We start from the raw sequence: 17,082 nt of genomic DNA, 5'->3' as shown, positions 1-17,082 counted from the left end.
AAGCAGCACACGAATTCACAATGTGGGCGTTGTTCGCGCGCGCGACAATTACCGTTAAAATCGTCATGATCATGTTGATGGCAGCCTCTGTGTGGTGCTGGGCCGTGATTATCGACAAAACCATCCAGTATCGCAAAGCGCGGGCCGAGGCGGAGATATTTGACCGCGCCTTCTGGTCAGGCGAGCCTTTGGATACGCTTTTCGATCAGATTGGCGCTGATCCCGAAGGCCCGTCCGAAAAGATATTCGCCGCAGGCATGCTTGAATGGCGCAGGTCACACAGGCAGGATGGTGGGCTGATTGCCGGAGCGACCGCGCGGATAGACCGCTCTATGGACGTAGCGATCGCCAAACAAGCCGCAGAGCTTCAAAAGAGCCTTTCGGTGCTCGCAACGGTTGGATCAACGGCGCCTTTTGTCGGCCTGTTCGGGACAGTCTGGGGAATCATGAATGCGTTTATCGAAATCGCCGAAGCCCAAACCACGAACCTTGCCGTCGTGGCACCCGGTATCGCGGAAGCCTTGCTTGCAACGGGCCTTGGCCTGATCGCGGCTATTCCCGCCGTCATCTACTATAACAAGCTGTCGTCCGACAGTGACCGCATCCTGCGCGGCTATGAAGCCTTCGCCGACGAGTTTGCGACGATCCTCAGTCGCCAGTTGGATAGCTGATCATGGGTCCGGTTTCAGCCAATCCGGGTGGAGGCGAAGGGGGACGTGGGCGTCGTCGCGCGCGGCGCGCGCAGCCGATGTCTGAAATCAACGTCACGCCCTTTGTTGACGTGATGATGGTATTGTTGATTATTTTCATGGTGGCAGCCCCGCTTTCGGTCGTCGGTGTGCCGGTTCAACTGCCTGAAACCTCTGCGACGGCCTTGGCAGGCGATGAAGAAGAGCCGCTGACGGTAACAATCACCAACGATGGCCGCGTCATGATCCAAGAGTCCGAGACGCCCGAGGATGTCCTTGTGCAACGCCTGCAAGCGATTGCTGCTGAACGCACAAGCAACAAGATTTTCCTGCGTGCCGATGGCCGCAACGATTGGAATCGCGTGGCCCAGATCATGGGTCTGCTGAATGCCGGCGGTTTCTCGGACATCGGCCTTGTCACGGATATCGCGCCTCCCGTGTCGGGCGGTACTGACGGCTAGATCATGGCAACGCCGGGCACCATCATTTCAGGAATTGGCCACGTGGGGCTGATTGGCTGGCTGATTGTCGGCTGGGGATTCAATGCCGAGCCTTTGCGCATTGAAACGATGGATGTCTCGGTGATTTCGGGGGAAGAGTTTGACCAGATGCGCGCGCGCACGACGCCCGTGCCCGGCAATGCTGATCCGGCGGCTCCGGTGCCACCTGTCGTTGATGAAACACCACCACCGCCACCCGCCGCAGAGCAGCCGCCCGAGACAGCACCGCCTCCCGACCCGGTAGAGCAACCGGTCGTCGAAGTGCCACCGCCGCCACCGCCGCCCCCGTTGGTCACCGAAGCAGAGGATCAGCCGCCGCCCGCGCCCGCTGTGCCGGAAGCCCCGCCGCCAACCCCAGAGTTGGAGATCAGCCCGCAGCCAACGCCACCGCAGGCCCCCACTGTGGCCTCGACAATTACGGCGCCGCCGCCGCCGGACGCGGTTGTGGATGACATTGTTCGCGAAGAGGTCGTGCCGGATAATTCCGCCGAGGCAGACGTCGTGGCTGAAGAGCAAGAAGCCACAGCGCCCGAAGAGACCACAACACAGATCGTGATTGAGGACCTCGCGCCGACCACCTCTGTACGTCCTGTCACGCGGCCAAGCCGTCCGGCACCGCAGCCACAGACGCAGACCGCACAGGATGATCCGGCACCTGCCACGACGCCCTCAACCCCCGCCACGCCAGAGGTCAATCCAAATGATGTGGCGGCAGCCTTGGAAGCGGCACTTGGTGCAACCGAGGCTCCGGCTGTTGCGGCCGGACCGCCCATGACGGGATCCGAGCGGGATAGTTTCCGCGTTGCGGTGAACCGCTGCTGGAACGTCGATCCTGGTTCGATTGCTGCGCGTGTGACTGTTGATGTGGGCTTTAGCCTGAACCGCGATGGCACTGTGATCGGCAGCGAGGTCCGGTTGCTATCGTCCGATGGAGATCAAAGTGCTACAAATATCGCGTTTGAAGCTGCACGGCGCGCAATTTTGCGTTGCCAGTCAGGTGGCTACCAACTGCCTGCCGACAAATACGACCAATGGAAGGATGTTGTGATCACGTTTGATCCCAGCGGGATGCGCCTGAGGTAGGCAAAGACACGCGTAGGTGAGGTGAAAAGGTTTTTTCCCCCTGCTATAAATGAATAAGAAAGAGCAAGTTTCGGGCAAGAATCCGAACTGGCGGAGTGAGGCAAAGATGATGAAAAGAATTCTGACACTTTTGGTGACGCTGATGCTGGCAGGACCTGCCTTGGCGCAAAATGGCCCCTTGCGACTGACAATCACGGACGGGGTGATCGAGCCCATTACCTTCGCCGTCCCCAGTTTCCAGGCTGAAACTTTCGAGGCGCAGCAAGCGGCCTTGGATATTTCGCGGCTCGTGGCGCAAAACCTTGCCGGAACCGGTCTGTTCCGTGAAGTACCAGCCGCCGCCTTTATCTCGCAGATCAGTTCTTTCGCGCAGCCTGTCGCCTTTGCCGACTGGCGTGCGATCAATGCGCAGGCCTTGATCGTTGGTGCAGTCAACGTCAGCGGGAACCAGTTGACCGTGAAGTTCCGCCTTTATGATGTGTTCTCGGGGCAGGAACTTGGTGAAGGGCTCCAATTTGCAGGCACTGTCGCCGGCTGGCGGCGCATGGGGCACAAGGTGTCTGATGCGGTCTATAGCCGGATCACCGGCGAAGGTGGTTTCTTTGACAGTCGCGTCGTCTTTGTCTCTGAGAGCGGCCCAAAGGATAACCGGCAAAAGCGTCTTGCCATCATGGACTACGATGGCGCGAACGTGCAGTTTCTGACTGACAGCAGCAGCATCGTTCTGGCCCCGCGCTTTTCGCCCAGCGGCGACCGCGTGCTATACACCAGCTTTGAATCAGGGTTCCCGCGCATTAATGTGTTGAACGTGGCCAACGTCGGACGTCAGCAGTTGCAGACCGCACCGGGCGAGATGGCCTTTAGCCCGCGGTTCTCGCGTGACGGGCGGCAGGTGATCTACAGCCTGTCCAATGGCGGCAATACCGACATCTTCCGCACCGATCTTGCAACGGGTCAGCATATGCAACTGACGACGGCACCTTCCATTGAAACCGCACCCAGTCTGTCACCTGATGGCAGCCAGATCGTCTTCGAGAGCGACCGCTCTGGTACGCAGCAGCTATACATCATGTCTGCCAACGGCGGCGAGGCGCGCCGGATCTCATTTGGCGATGGTCGCTATGGCACGCCTGTCTGGTCGCCCCGCGGTGATCTGGTGGCTTTCACCAAGCAAAACGCCGGTCGGTTCCATATTGGTGTCATGCGCACCGATGGGTCCGAAGAGCGCCTGTTGACCTCATCCTTCCTTGATGAGGGCCCGACATGGTCGCCCAATGGGCGTGTGATCATGTTCAGCCGTGAAACCCAAGGGGCGGGGGGCACATCGTCGATGTTTTCGGTCGATATTTCGGGCCGCAATTTGAAGGCTCTGCCATTGCAGGGTGGCGCATCCGACCCCTCATGGGGACCGTTGCAACCGTGATTAAGCGTGATTCCCTTGTAGCGAAAGCCGTGCTATACACAGAAGAAAATCTGAGCAGACATATAAAAACAGGATGAAAACCTATGACACTCTTTAAAAAAGCGGCGGTAGTGCTTTTGATGCTGGCTACAACGGCCTGTACGAACCCTGATCGATTTGGTGGCAACGGCGGCGCGGATGGCGCAGGCGCCGGATTGGGCGCAAATGGCGCGTTGGCTGGGTCCGCAAACGACCCCGCAAGCCCCTTGTTCTTTAATCAGACCATCGGTGACCGTGTTCTCTTTGCAGTCGATACCTCCACCATCACTCCCGAAGGCCAGACGATTTTGAACGGCCAGGCGCAGTGGCTTTTGGCCAATGCCGATTACCGCGCCGTTATCGAAGGCCATGCCGACGAGCAGGGCACACGCGAATATAACCTGGCTTTGGGTCAACGCCGTGCCAATGCCGTGCGTGAATATCTGGTGTCGCGCGGTGTGCCATCGCAACGCCTTCAGGTAACAAGCTTCGGCAAAGAACGCCCGGTTCAAGTGTGTTCGAATGAATCGTGCTATTCGCAGAACCGACGGGCTGTTACGGTCCTTTCATTCTCGGCGATCACAAGCTGATCAAGACCAAAGGAAGTTCCATGTTGCACCGTGTCGTTGTTGTCTTTGCCCTGCTGTTGGCCCCGTTGCCTGCCATCGCGCAGGAAGAGACCCTTGCAGACATTCGCCAACAACTGACGGTGCTTTATGTGGATGTGCAGCGGTTGCGCCGTGAGCTTTCAACAACCGGTGGTTTGAATACAGGCACGATTGGCAGTACGCCCCTTGATCGTCTCAACGCGATCGAGGCGGAGTTGCAGCGCCTGACCTCAAATGCCGAGCAGTTGGAGTTTAGGGTCAATCGCATCACCTCCGATGCGAATAATCGCATTGGCGATCTGAACTTCCGCCTTTGCGAGCTTGAGGCGGCCTGTGACATAGGTCAGCTGGACGACACACCTCTGGGTGGTCTGGAAATTCCGGCGGTGCCGGATGCGGGGACCGGCAGCACGACCGGTGGCCCGGCTTTGGCAATTGGCGAACAGGGCGATATTGAGCGGGCGCAGGCGGCGCTCGCAGCTGGTGACTTTCGCAGCGCCGCTGACCAGCTTGCGGCCTTTGTCACGACCTACCCAGGTAGTCCGCTGACAGCCGACGCAAATTATCTGCGCGGTGAGGCTTTGGAGGGGTTGGGCGAAACGACCAATGCCGCGCGCGCCTATCTAGAGGCGTTTTCGGGCGATCCCAATGGCCCCAAAGCACCCGATGCGCTGTTCAAGTTGGGATCATCCTTGGGCAAAATCGGCCAGACCCAAGATGCTTGCCTGACATTGGCCGAGGTCAATGTGCGGTTTCCCGGCAACCCCACTGTGACCGATGCACAGAGGGAAATGCAAATTTTGGGATGTCGGTAGGTTCTGACCCCGCCGCAACCAGTGCCCGTTTTCGCGCAGCACTGGCGCAGCATGCCGATACTTTTGCAAAACACCCCATTGGTCTTTCGGTTTCCGGCGGGGGCGATTCCATTGCGTTGATGCATTTGGCGGTGAAGGCGCTTGGCCCGCAGGCCTTTCGTGCAATCACGATCAATCATGGTTTGCGCCCGGAAGCCGTGGATGAAATCGCCTTGGTTGCCAAGCAGGCCCAAGCGCTGGGCGTGCCACATACCGTCGTTCAATGGACTTGGGACGGCACCGGAAACTTGCAGGCTGCCGCCCGTAACGGGCGCTGGGCCGCGATCCGCGAATGGGCGTTTGCCTATAACATCCGGTCGGTCTGGCTGGGCCACACCGAAGACGACCAGCTAGAGACCGTTCTGATGCGGTTGGCCCGTGGTTCTGGCATTGATGGTCTGATGGCCATGGCGCAGGTGACACAGCGTGATGAATTGACCCTGATGCGCCCTTTGCTGGGCATTGCGCGCTCGGACTTGCGGACATGGCTGAAGGCCGAAAGGATCGCTTGGGCCGACGATCCCAGCAATGACGATCCACGGTTTGATCGGGTCCGTGCCCGCCAGATGTTCGGGAAACTGGAGGAATTGGGCTTAACCCGTAAACGGCTTTTGCAGACGGTCGATCATATGCAAGCGGCCCATATGTCCTTGCAAATTGCAGCCAGACAGTTCGCCCGCGCCCATGTTCAGCAGGATGCGGGTGACCTTATTTTTTCGCAACCAGCCTTGGACCTTGAAAAAGAGGATGCGCCGCGTCGCGTGATGGCGGCCGCGTTCGGATGGGTCGGAAGCAAGACATATCGCCCAAGGTTCGAACAGCTTTTGGAAGTCGTGGGCAAGGCGCGCAAAGGTCTGACTGTCACCTTGGGTGGATGCATCATGTCGCCAGAAAGCGATGGTCGGGTGCGCCTGACGCGCGAAGCGGCAGCAACCGTGGACGTTATCCGCTCAAATCATCCTTTGACTGATGCGATGGGTGTTTTTTGGGACACGCGCTGGTTTCTTGAGGGGCCGCTTGGGCCTGATCTGTGTTTCAGGGCTTTGGGTGAGGGCATCCGACATTGCCCTGATTGGCGGACCAGCGGCACACCACGAACATCGCTGCTTGCGTCACCTTCTGTTTGGCGCGGTGACAGCTTGATCGCCGCCCCGCTTGCGGGATTATCAAGCGGCTGGTCCGCGCGGATTGTCGCGGATTTCCATTCCGTGGCCTTTGCCATTGAAGATTAAGGTTTAACGTCTATTTTAGAGGAAACGCTTGTGCCGCGACTCTGTCGTGCCACTTCCCCATTTCAAAGGAGTCCTCCCCTTGGGCAACGCGCGTAATATGGTTTTTTGGGTCGTCCTGTTCCTGATGGTGCTGGCTCTGTTCAATCTTTTCAGTACACCTCCCGGTACAACAGGCGGCGAGACCCGCAGCTATTCAGCTTTCGTCGGCGCCGTTGAAGGCGGGCGTGTAACAGATGTCGTCATTGACGGCGAGCAGGTGCGCTATGTCGAAGGTGGCCGCACCTATCTGACAATCAGGCCGCAAGATGCCGAAATCACGAGCCTGCTGATCGCGGCAGGTGTGCCTGTAGAGGCGCGCAGCCAGGAAACATCGGCTTTCCAGTCGTTCCTGCTGAGCCTGCTGCCCTTCCTGCTGTTGATCGGCGTCTGGGTTTATTTCATGAACCGGATGCAAGGTGGCGGCAAAGGCGGTGCGATGGGCTTTGGCAAATCGCGTGCAAAGCTGCTGACCGAAAAGCATGGCCGCGTCACCTTTGACGATGTGGCAGGTATTGATGAAGCCAAAGAAGAGCTGGAAGAGATTGTCGAATTCCTGCGTAACCCGCAAAAATTCAGCCGCCTTGGTGGTAAGATCCCCAAAGGCGCGTTGCTTGTAGGTCCTCCGGGTACAGGTAAAACCTTGCTGGCGCGCGCCATTGCTGGCGAAGCCGGCGTGCCTTTCTTCACGATCTCTGGTTCCGACTTTGTTGAAATGTTCGTCGGTGTCGGTGCTTCCCGTGTCCGCGACATGTTCGAGCAAGCCAAAAAGAACGCGCCGTGTATCGTCTTTATCGACGAAATCGACGCCGTGGGCCGGTCCCGTGGTGTCGGCATCGGTGGCGGCAATGACGAGCGTGAACAGACATTGAACCAGCTTCTGGTCGAGATGGATGGTTTCGAGGCCAATGAAGGCGTTATCATCGTGGCTGCAACAAACCGGCGTGACGTGCTTGACCCTGCCTTGTTGCGTCCCGGTCGTTTTGACCGTCAGATCACGGTACCGAACCCCGATATCAAAGGCCGCGAAAAGATTTTGGGCGTGCATGCGCGTAAAATCCCGCTGGGTCCTGATGTCGATCTGAGGATCATCGCGCGCGGCTCTCCCGGGTTCTCGGGTGCTGATCTGGCAAACCTTGTGAACGAGGCAGCCTTGATGGCGGCCCGTGTCGGGCGGCGCTTTGTGACGATGGTGGATTTTGAATCTGCCAAGGACAAGGTCATGATGGGCGCAGAGCGCCGGTCGATGGTGATGACCGCCGAGCAAAAAGAAATGACTGCCTATCATGAAGCAGGCCACGCGATTGTGGGCATTACCCTGCCGAAATGTGATCCGGTCTATAAGGCCACGATCATTCCGCGTGGTGGTGCGCTCGGCATGGTGATGAGCCTGCCCGAGATGGACCGTCTGAACATGTTCAAGGACGAATGCCACCAGCGGCTTGCCATGACAATGGCGGGCAAAGCAGCCGAAGTCATCAAATACGGCGCGGATCAGGTCAGCAATGGCCCTGCGGGCGATATCCAGCAGGCCAGCCAATTGGCCCGTGCGATGGTCTTGCGCTGGGGCATGTCCGACAAGATCGGTAATATCGACTACGCCGAAGCCCATGAAGGCTATCAGGGCAATACGGCCGGTCTGTCGGTTTCGGCGCATACCAAAGAGTTGATCGAGGAAGAGGTCCGCAGCTTTATCCAAGCCGGCTATGAAAAAGCGCATGAAATCATTCTGGAAAAGAATGAGGAATTCGAGCGTCTGGCCCAAGGTCTGTTGGAATATGAAACGCTGACCGGTGACGAGATCAAGCGCGTGATGGCCGGTGAATTGCCGCATGTCAGCGATGATGTCGACAAGACACCACCCTCTGGTGGGACGCCCTCGGTCACTGCGATCCCCAAGACCAAGCCGAAAAAGCCCCGTGCGCCTGATGGCGGCATGGAGCCGGAACCATCGGTCTGACGAAATCAACGCCGCCCTTCGGGGCGGCGTTTTTCTTTCTGCGTCAAACCGGGTTGAATTTTGCTGTCATTTGACGCTTTGTGGCGCCAGCGCCGCGAACGGCGTGCAGCAGTTTCGGAGACCAGACCATGCCCGCATTGATCCCCACCGACATCATTGGCGAAATCGTCTGGATCGGGCGGGTGCCTGATCGGGAAGCCTCATTGAAGTCTGAACCCCTATCCGAGGCCACGCTGACCTATGCAGGCATCCCCGGCGAAATTCATGGCGGACTGACCCGCCCTTCCTGTTCGCGGGTGGTCAGCCAGTACCCCAAAGGGACGGATATACGCAACGTGCGGCAACTTTCCGTCATGTCCGCCGAAGAGCTGGCAGAGATTGCTGCCGCTTGCGGGCTTGCGACGCTGGAGCCCAGCTTTGCGGGTGCGTCTTTGGTGATCAAGGGTATTCCTGATTTCACCCATGTTCCGCCGTCATCACGGCTCCAGTTTCCTGACGGTTCCAGCCTTGTCGTCGATATGGAAAACCAGCCTTGTCATTTGCCTGCCAAGGGCATCAATGCCGATCATCCGGGGGCAGGGGACAAGTTCAAAGCTGCCGCCAAAGACAAACGCGGTGTCACCGCTTGGGTCGAGCGCGAGGGCGTGATCCATCTTGGCGATGCGGTGCGTCTGCACGTGCCCGGTCAACGCCCATGGCGGTCATAGGTTTCCCATGCGAAACACCAGATGCGCGTCCCGCCGATTCCAGCGGTGAATATGTCGCAATCACGTCGCAGCCCATAGCATCCGCCCGATAGAAGCGACACGAGAACAACAGCGGCATTTGCCAAAGGGCAGGGAAATCTTTCATGGAATATAAGTCTGATATCGAGATCGCGCGCGCAGCCTCCAAGCGCCCCATTCAGGAGATCGGTGCGAAACTGGGCATCGATAGCGCCGATCTGCTGCCCTATGGCCATGACAAAGCCAAGGTCAGCCAGCGCCTGATCGACAGCGTGCAAGACCGAGCCGATGGAAAACTGATCCTGGTGACAGCGATCAATCCCACGCCTGCCGGTGAAGGCAAGACCACCACGACCGTGGGCTTGGGCGATGGTTTGAACGCGATTGGCAAGAAGGCGGCGGTCTGTATCCGCGAGGCATCCCTGGGTCCGTGCTTTGGTATGAAGGGCGGCGCTGCGGGTGGTGGCTATGCCCAGGTTGTGCCGATGGAAGATATGAACCTGCATTTCACGGGCGATTTCCATGCGATCACATCGGCGCATAACCTGCTGTCCGCGATGATCGACAACCACATTTATTGGGGCAATGGCCTTGATATCGACATCCGCCGCGTCGTTTGGCGGCGTGTGCTGGATATGAATGACCGTGCGTTGCGCCAGATCACGACAAGCCTTGGTGGTGTCGCCAACGGGTTCCCCCGCGAGACCGGTTTTGACATCACGGTGGCCTCCGAGGTCATGGCGATCCTGTGCCTTGCGCGCAATCTGGACGATCTGCAAAAGCGTCTGGGCGACATCATCGTGGCCTACCGCCGCGACCGCAGCCCCGTCTATTGCCGCGATCTGAAAGCTGATGGCGCGATGACTGTTCTGCTGAAAGACGCGATGCAGCCGAACCTTGTGCAGACGTTGGAAAACAACCCTGCCTTTGTGCATGGTGGGCCTTTCGCCAATATCGCGCATGGTTGTAACTCGGTCACGGCAACAACGACCGCGCTGAAACTGGCTGACTATGTGGTGACCGAGGCGGGCTTTGGGGCCGATCTGGGTGCCGAGAAATTCATGAACATCAAATGCCGCAAGGCGGGGATTGCACCCTCTTGTGTGGTCGTCGTGGCCACGGTGCGGGCAATGAAGATGAATGGCGGGGTCGCCAAGGCCGACTTGGGGACAGAGAATGTGGATGCGGTGAAGTCCGGCTGCGCCAACCTCGGACGCCACATCGAGAACGTCAAAAGCTTTGGCGTGCCAGTGGTCGTCGCGATTAACCACTTTGTCACGGATACGGATGCTGAAGTTGCGGCGGTCAAAGCCTATGTGGCGACCCAAGGGTCCGAGGCGATCCTGTGCAAGCACTGGGCATTGGGGTCTGAAGGGATCAAGGATCTGGCAACCCGCGTGGCAGAGATTGCCGATAAAGGCGAGGCGGATTTTGCCCCGCTCTATCCTGATGACATGAGCCTGTTTGACAAGATCGATACCATCGCCAAGAAGATCTACCGCGCCGACGAGGTGATTGCCGATGGCAAGATCCGCGATCAACTCAAGCAGTGGGAAGAGCAAGGCTATGGCCATCTGCCGGTCTGTATGGCGAAGACGCAATACAGCTTTACCACTGATCCAACGGTGCGCGGTGCGCCCACCGGTTTCTCGGTCCCGGTGCGCGAGGTGCGTTTGAGCGCCGGTGCTGGTTTTATCGTCGCAATCTGCGGTGAGATCATGACGATGCCGGGCTTGCCACGTGTCCCATCGGCAGAGCAGATCATGCTGAATGCGGACGGCCAGATTGAAGGCTTGTTCTAGTCGTCATCGGGCGGGACGGCGCGCGACTGCGTCGACGCCCCGCCCACCCTCCCGTTTGCGCTTCGCGCGAAGGTATTTTTGAACAAAAGAAGACGGATATGACAGCGACAGTGATTGATGGAAAAGCCTTTGCCGCCAAAGTGCGTGGTCTGGTCGGCGAAGGTGTGGCCAAGCTGAAGGCGGATCATGGCATCACCCCCGGTCTTGCTGTTGTCCTCGTGGGTGAAGATCCGGCCAGTCAGGTCTATGTCCGTTCCAAAGGGAAAATGACCGTAGAGGTCGGCATGCACTCGATCGAGCATAAGCTGGATGTGGCGACATCAGAGGCGGATTTGCTGGCCCTGATTGATCAGTTGAACAACGATCCTGCCATTCACGGTATTCTGGTGCAACTGCCCCTGCCTGACCATCTGGACAGCGATCTGGTGATCAACAGCATTGATCCTGCCAAGGATGTGGACGGGTTCCATATCTCCAACGTCGGACTGCTGGGGACAGGACAGAAAAGCATGGTCCCTTGCACACCTCTGGGCTGTTTGATGATGCTGCGCGATTATCACGGGTCTTTGTCAGGGATGAACGCGGTGGTCATTGGCCGCTCGAACATCGTGGGCAAACCGATGGCGCAGCTTTTGCTGGGTGATAGCTGTACGGTGACGATTGCGCATAGTCGCACGAAGGATTTGCCCCATGTGGTCCGTCAGGCGGATATCGTTGTTGCGGCGGTGGGTCGTCCGCAGATGGTGCCGGGGGATTGGATCAAACCGGGGGCCACGGTGATTGACGTGGGCATCAACCGGATTGAAAAACCCGATGGTGGTACCCGCCTTGTCGGGGATGTGGATTATGACAGCTGTGCTGCTGTTGCCGGCGCAATTACGCCGGTGCCCGGTGGCGTTGGTCCGATGACGATTGCCTGTTTGCTGGCCAATACGCTGACGGCGTGCTGTCGTGCCAATGGATTGCCCGAACCGGAAGGCTTGACGGCTTAGGCTACGGGTACGGGGATCGCCTTGCGCCCTGTCAGAACAGCCATCGGAGAGGTGCGGAAGAGCTTGCGCAGATCGGGCGCCTGACTGGACAGCCCACCAGTATAGGCCCCATATGCGGGCAGGATCAGTCGCTCTTGATCATAGAGAAATGCCGGCCTGCTGCGTCCTGCAATCCGATGTTTGGGGTGGTAGTGGCCGGACACTTCGGCGCTGGCCGTTGTTGCAATGTGCCGAAAGGACAGGGTCCCGACCACTGTTTCGGACAGATGCGTGCCGCCCAGATCAATCGGTCCGGGATCATGGTTGCCTTCGATCCAGACCCATTTGCGTCCCGCTTGCAACCGTGCCAGCCACAGGCGCATGGCGTCGTTCAGTCCTGTTGCCGCATCCAGATCATCGAAACTATCGCCAAGGCAGATGATGCAGGCGGGTGCTGCGGAGTCGATATCGCGCGCCAGCTTTCCCAGCGTTTCCTGCACTTCGTAAGGGGGTAACATCACGCCGCTGCGCCGCGCGATCCGTTCGGATTTGCCCAAGTGCAGGTCCGAGACGCAGAGCGTGGCGTAATCGGGCAGCCAAAGCGCGCCAGAGGGCAGGGCGCTGCACCGCGTACCGCAAAGAGTGAAATCAAAGTTGTTCATGCTCTGTTCTTTGCGCCAAACCACGGGCCGGATCAAGGCTCAAAGTGCGGCCACACCGGCCTGTTCCATCAGGCGCGCAGCTTCTTCTTCCAAGATGCGGTCCTGTGCTGCCCCCGCCACGGCTACGCGGCCCCGTTCCAGAAACATGGGCAAGGAAAGTGGCGTCACCCGATCAAGGATCAGGTGATCAATCCTGCCTGCGGTGCGGGTCAGCATTTCTTCGATCCGGCCAAAATCGACCAGCCCGCGCAAGGCCTCTTCGCGTGTGATCCGCAGCATCAGGTGGTCGGGGTCGTATTTTGACAGCGTGTCATAAAGAATATCCGAGGAAAACGTGGCCTGTCGCCCCGATTTGCGGGCCTGTGGCAGGTTGCGTTCGATCAGCCCGGCGATGGTCGCGGCCCCGCGAAAGGTTTTCTTCATCACCGCATTGCCCGACAGCCATGTTTCGAAATCGGCGCGGATGTTGTCGGGTTTGAACAGCGGGACAGGGTCGGTGACCGGGTCCAGCCCCCAGATCAGCGTAGCATAGTCGCTGGCGACAAAGCCCATCGGGTGCAGATCAAGCTCTTCCATCCTTTGGGTCAGCAGCATGCCCAGTGTCTGCATCGCATTGCGGCCCGCAAAGCCGTAAACGCAGATGTGATGCCGCCCTTCGTGGGGAAAGCTTTCGACGAGGATGCGGTTGGCCTCGGGGAGTTTTGAGTATTTGCGCTGCAAGCCCAGCCATTCGGCTGTGTGTCCGGGCAGGGCGGGCCAATCGGGCTGGTCGAACATGCGCAGGATGCGTTGTGACAGCTGGGTTGAGTTTGCGAACTTGGTTCCCATGAAGGTCGCGATCTTGGGGGTTTTGTCAGCGCGGCGGCTGACCTCGACGGTCATGTCCTTGAGGTTTTCATAGCGCACAACCTGCCCGCCGATCAGGAAGGTATCGCCTTGCGTGAGGGTTGCGGCAAAGGCCTCTTCGACCTCGCCCAAAGGTTTGAAATTGCCCTTGAGCCGGACCTTGAGCGTGTCGGTATCCTGGATCGTGCCGATGTTCATACGGATGCGTTGGGCTGCGCGCGGGTCGCGCAACTGCCACTTGCCATCCGGCCTTTGCAGCAACCGCTTCCATTTGTCATAGGCGCGCAAGGCATAGCCGCCTGTGGCGCAAAAATCGAGGCAGTCGTCGAAATCAGCGCGGGTCAGGCTGTGGTAGGCCCCGACGGTCGTGACCTCTTGATAAAGCTGGTCCGCGTCAAAAGGACCGGCGCATGCGGTGATCAGGATATGCTGGCACAGCACATCACGGGGGCCGGCACCTTTGGGATCACCGTCTAGATCATGGGCTTTCACCGCTTCGAGCGCTGCCACGCATTCAACGACCTCGAACCGGTTGGCAGGTACCAGAAGCGCCTTTGATGGCGCGTTATAGCGGTGGTTGGCCCGCCCGATCCGCTGCACCAGCCGTTTGACGTTCTTGGGCGCACCCACCTGTATCACCAGATCGACATCGCCCCAGTCGATCCCCAGATCAAGGCTGCCAGTGCAGACGATGGCCCGCAAATCACCTGCAACCATCGCCGCCTCGACGTTTTCGCGTTGTTCGCGGGATAGGCTGCCGTGGTGAATCCCAATGGGCAGATCGTCGGTATTGGCGAGCCACAGGTTGTGAAAGAAAATCTCTGCCTGCGCGCGGGTGTTGTGAAAGATGAGGGTGGTTTTATGTTTCTTGACCGCGTCCAGCACGGCAGGAATTGCATACTTCGCGCCGCCACCGGTCCACGGCGGGCGTTCTTCGGTCACCAGCATCGCGATGTCGGGATCGGGGCCGGGGTCTGCGTTGATGATGGCGCATGGGTCGGGATGCTGGGCGAGTTCGCGGGCGATGGCGGCGGGGTCTTCGACCGTTGCCGACAGGCCCACCCGACGCAGACCCGGTGCAAGGGTTTGCAGGCGGCTGAGCGCCAGCATCAACTGGTCCCCGCGTTTGCTTTCGGCGAGGGCGTGGATTTCATCGATAATGATCCGTTGCAGCCCCTTGAAGATATGAGGTGCATCTTCGTAGCTGGTCAGCAAGGCCAGCGATTCTGGCGTGGTCAGCAGGATATGCGGCGGGTCGGCGCGCTGTCTGCGTTTTTGCGTATAGGTGGTGTCGCCTGTTCGGTCCTCGATCCGGATCGGCAGGTTCATCTCGTCAACAGGGGTTCGCAGGTTGCGCTTGATGTCGGCGGCCAAAGCCTTGAGCGGTGAGACATAAAGCGTATGCAGTCCTGCATGATTCCCCTCTGACAGCGCGATGAGCGAGGGCAAAAACCCCGCCAACGTCTTGCCGCCCCCGGTGGGCGCGATCAGCATCAAGGCGGGCTCTGACGCCCGGTCAAGCATGGCTTTTTGGTGGGGATGGATATCCCAACCGCGCGTGGCGAACCAGTTTTCGAAAATTGGGGGAAGCGCGCTCATGGCGCTAAAGTGGCTTATCGGCGGGGTGCGTCAAGGCGAAAGAAGAACGCGCGATCGCACTTTGGTGCAAGTCACCTCTGTCTTCATCGCAAAAGGAAAAGGCCCCCCGTTGAAATGGGGGGCCGTTCTTTTTCAACGATCTGCCGGATCAGCGGACGATGTCTTCGTCCTTGACGAACATGTTGGCCCAGGCGCGGTCAATCAGTTCTGGCGACATCTGGTAAGGAATGCCTTCGAATTCACAGATCGAGATCATCTGGTCGATCAAAAAGATCGGCTGATAGTTGGCATAGATATTGTCGATTTCCGGGTAGCGCACGTTCAGCAGGTGAACCAGCGTATCTTCGTCCAGCGGCATCTTGCGCTTGCGTGCGACCATGGCGAAAATCTTGAGGAAGTCTTCTTGGTTCGGGCCGTCAATCTTGATCTTGTAGAAAATACGACGCAGCGCCGCTTTATCGAAGATCGCATTGGGGTGGAAGTTGGTCGAAAAGACAACAAGCGTATCGAAAGGGACTTCGAACTTTTCGCCGGATTGCAGGGCGAGGATGTCCTTGTTTTCTTCCAAGGGCACAATCCAGCGGTTCACAAGGGTCTGCGGCGGTTCCGCCTGACGGCCAAGGTCGTCCACGATGAAGATGCCGCCGGTCGACTTGAGCTGCAAAGGTGCCTGATATGTGCGTGCTGTCGGGTTATAGACCAGATCAAGCATGGAAAGTGAAAGTTCACCGCCGGTGATCACGGTCGGCCGTTCGCAGCGCACATAGCGCGTGTCAAAGCGGCCAGAGGTCCGGCGCAGACTGTTGGGGTCGTCCACGTCATCTTCGGCGGCTGAATGCACGATCGGATCATAGACGGTGATCACCTGACCGGAATATTCGATTGCACGTGGCACATAGATTTTGTCACCCAAAGCATCCCTGATACCGTTCGAGATCGAGGATTTGCCGTTGCCCGGAGGGCCATACATCAGGATGGACCGGCCGGCACTGACTGCGGGGCCCAGGTTCGAAAGCAGGTCATCGGGCAGGACCAGGTGGCCCATTGCGGTCTGCAACTGGTCACGGGTGATCTGGATATTGCGGATTGACTGGCGCTTGATCTGCTGACTGTAGATTGAAAGGGGGACAGGCATTGCGCCATAATACTCTGACTGCGCCAAGGCATCGAGCGCACGCGCACGTCCGGCATCTGTCAGCTGGTATCCCATCTCATTGCCGTTATTGGCGTTCAGAGTACCGGTGGCCTCGAGCAAAAGCTGGCTGCGCGCCATGTCCACCAGTTCTTGCGTCACCGGGACAGGAAGGCAGACCGCACGACTGATGGTCGAAACCAGATCAAGGTTCATTCGGAACATTGTCTTGATGAGGATGTCCCGCATCATGGCCATTGGCAGCAGCATGCCATCGAGACCGCGCGGCGCGGGGGGCGCCATTACACTGGTTGCTTGCACGTTCATATCGGGTTCCGTCCATCACCAAAAAAGATTGATACCGACGATACTGCGGCATCTGTTGTTTAATTTACATTCATTTATGGCGAAATCGTGAATAAACCTGCGCCAGTCCAAGGCATTGCAAGCTTATTCAGCGATAAACCGCCGCAAAAGCCAGATAGAGCACAAGGGTCATACTCAGCGGAAAACCCTTTGGAAAATAGCGTCCTGCATTCCAGCTTTGCCATTCCGCGACAGGTTTTTTGAGCGGGGTGAACCGAAAGAGCGAATGCACGGCCAAGGCACCAAGCAAACTGGCCGCAAAGAGCCGCAGAATCAGTTCGAGATCGGCAACCACAAAAAAGGGGGCCATAGCGGCGATCATTTTTGCATCTCCGCCCCCCATCGTTCTCAGGCTCCAAAGAGCCATGCAAACGACAAGGACAATCGGAAAATGCAGCCATTGCCACAGATACATCTCGAGCCCAAAGGCAAATGGGCCCAGCAGCGCATAAGCCACCATGAGGACAATGATCGAATTATTGGTGATCTTCATGGAACGCATATCGTTCCATGAAATGTAGATCGCGATGGGGATGACGGCTGGCAAGAACCAAAACGCGGCTTGTGCAGTCATCC

The 17,082-nt window shown here is 58.4% G+C and carries 15 protein-coding genes; 11 read left to right on the top strand and 4 right to left on the bottom strand.

The genetic code is table 11. The features are described 5' to 3' along the window. From tolQ to folD, 11 genes are all read left to right on the top strand, one after another. Window positions 1-671 (top strand): protein TolQ (tolQ, locus tag NWQ23_RS10515; protein WP_306166302.1); only part of this gene is annotated, 671 nt, incomplete at its 5' end. A gap of 2 nt (window positions 672-673) precedes the next feature. Then, complete coding sequence (locus tag NWQ23_RS10510; RefSeq protein WP_306166301.1) at window positions 674-1,150, top strand: ExbD/TolR family protein; 477 nt, start codon at window positions 674-676, stop codon at window positions 1,148-1,150. A gap of 3 nt (window positions 1,151-1,153) precedes the next feature. Further along, complete coding sequence (locus tag NWQ23_RS10505) at window positions 1,154-2,272, top strand: energy transducer TonB (protein ID WP_306166300.1); 1,119 nt, start codon at window positions 1,154-1,156, stop codon at window positions 2,270-2,272. A 106-nt stretch (window positions 2,273-2,378) separates the two neighbouring features. Next, window positions 2,379-3,695 (top strand): Tol-Pal system beta propeller repeat protein TolB, encoded by a 1,317-nt coding sequence (gene tolB / locus NWQ23_RS10500; RefSeq protein WP_372340124.1) that lies wholly within the window; start codon window positions 2,379-2,381, stop codon window positions 3,693-3,695. A gap of 83 nt (window positions 3,696-3,778) precedes the next feature. Next, window positions 3,779-4,303 carry a peptidoglycan-associated lipoprotein Pal gene (gene pal / locus NWQ23_RS10495; RefSeq protein ID WP_306166298.1) on the top strand — a complete coding sequence of 175 codons (525 nt, stop codon included), beginning with the start codon at window positions 3,779-3,781 and terminating at the stop codon, window positions 4,301-4,303. Between the two features lie 20 nt (window positions 4,304-4,323). Then, the gene (gene ybgF, locus NWQ23_RS10490) at window positions 4,324-5,136 is read left to right on the top strand and encodes a tol-pal system protein YbgF (RefSeq protein WP_306166297.1); all 813 of its coding nucleotides are present in this window, start codon (window positions 4,324-4,326) and stop codon (window positions 5,134-5,136) included. Further along, on the top strand, window positions 5,127-6,407 hold the full coding sequence (gene tilS / locus NWQ23_RS10485) for a tRNA lysidine(34) synthetase TilS (RefSeq protein WP_306166296.1): 1,281 nt from the start codon (window positions 5,127-5,129) through the stop codon (window positions 6,405-6,407). The genes ybgF and tilS overlap by 10 nt, the downstream gene beginning before the upstream one ends. Before the next feature lie 97 nt (window positions 6,408-6,504). Beyond that, on the top strand, window positions 6,505-8,403 hold the full coding sequence (ftsH, locus tag NWQ23_RS10480) for an ATP-dependent zinc metalloprotease FtsH (protein ID WP_306166295.1): 1,899 nt from the start codon (window positions 6,505-6,507) through the stop codon (window positions 8,401-8,403). A 128-nt stretch (window positions 8,404-8,531) separates the two neighbouring features. Then, a complete protein-coding gene (locus NWQ23_RS10475; RefSeq protein ID WP_306166294.1) occupies window positions 8,532-9,110 on the top strand; it encodes an MOSC domain-containing protein in 579 nt (192 codons plus the stop codon). Window positions 9,111-9,253: 143 nt separating this feature from the next. Next, a complete protein-coding gene (locus NWQ23_RS10470) occupies window positions 9,254-10,930 on the top strand; it encodes a formate--tetrahydrofolate ligase (protein WP_306166293.1) in 1,677 nt (558 codons plus the stop codon). 98 nt (window positions 10,931-11,028) lie between these two features. Further along, entirely contained in the window at window positions 11,029-11,922 is an 894-nt protein-coding gene (folD, locus tag NWQ23_RS10465; RefSeq protein WP_306166292.1) for a bifunctional methylenetetrahydrofolate dehydrogenase/methenyltetrahydrofolate cyclohydrolase FolD, read from the top strand. Here folD and pdeM read toward each other — a convergent pair. From pdeM to NWQ23_RS10445, 4 genes are all read right to left on the bottom strand, one after another. Then, on the bottom strand, window positions 11,919-12,563 hold the full coding sequence (gene pdeM / locus NWQ23_RS10460; RefSeq protein ID WP_306166291.1) for a ligase-associated DNA damage response endonuclease PdeM: 645 nt from the start codon (window positions 12,561-12,563) through the stop codon (window positions 11,919-11,921). The genes folD and pdeM overlap by 4 nt on opposite strands. Before the next feature lie 39 nt (window positions 12,564-12,602). After that, a complete protein-coding gene (locus tag NWQ23_RS10455; RefSeq protein ID WP_306166290.1) occupies window positions 12,603-15,008 on the bottom strand; it encodes a ligase-associated DNA damage response DEXH box helicase in 2,406 nt (801 codons plus the stop codon). A gap of 148 nt (window positions 15,009-15,156) precedes the next feature. Further along, complete coding sequence (locus tag NWQ23_RS10450; protein ID WP_306166289.1) at window positions 15,157-16,467, bottom strand: ATPase; 1,311 nt, start codon at window positions 16,465-16,467, stop codon at window positions 15,157-15,159. Between the two features lie 127 nt (window positions 16,468-16,594). Then, a complete protein-coding gene (locus tag NWQ23_RS10445) occupies window positions 16,595-17,080 on the bottom strand; it encodes a prepilin peptidase (RefSeq protein ID WP_306166288.1) in 486 nt (161 codons plus the stop codon). Window positions 17,081-17,082: the final 2 nt, after the last annotated feature.

The organism is Yoonia sp. (assembly GCF_030731595.1).
GTDB lineage: Bacteria > Pseudomonadota > Alphaproteobacteria > Rhodobacterales > Rhodobacteraceae > Yoonia.
The sequence above is the reverse complement of the archived record's forward strand: the minus strand, read 5'-3'. Positions and strand labels throughout refer to the sequence as shown.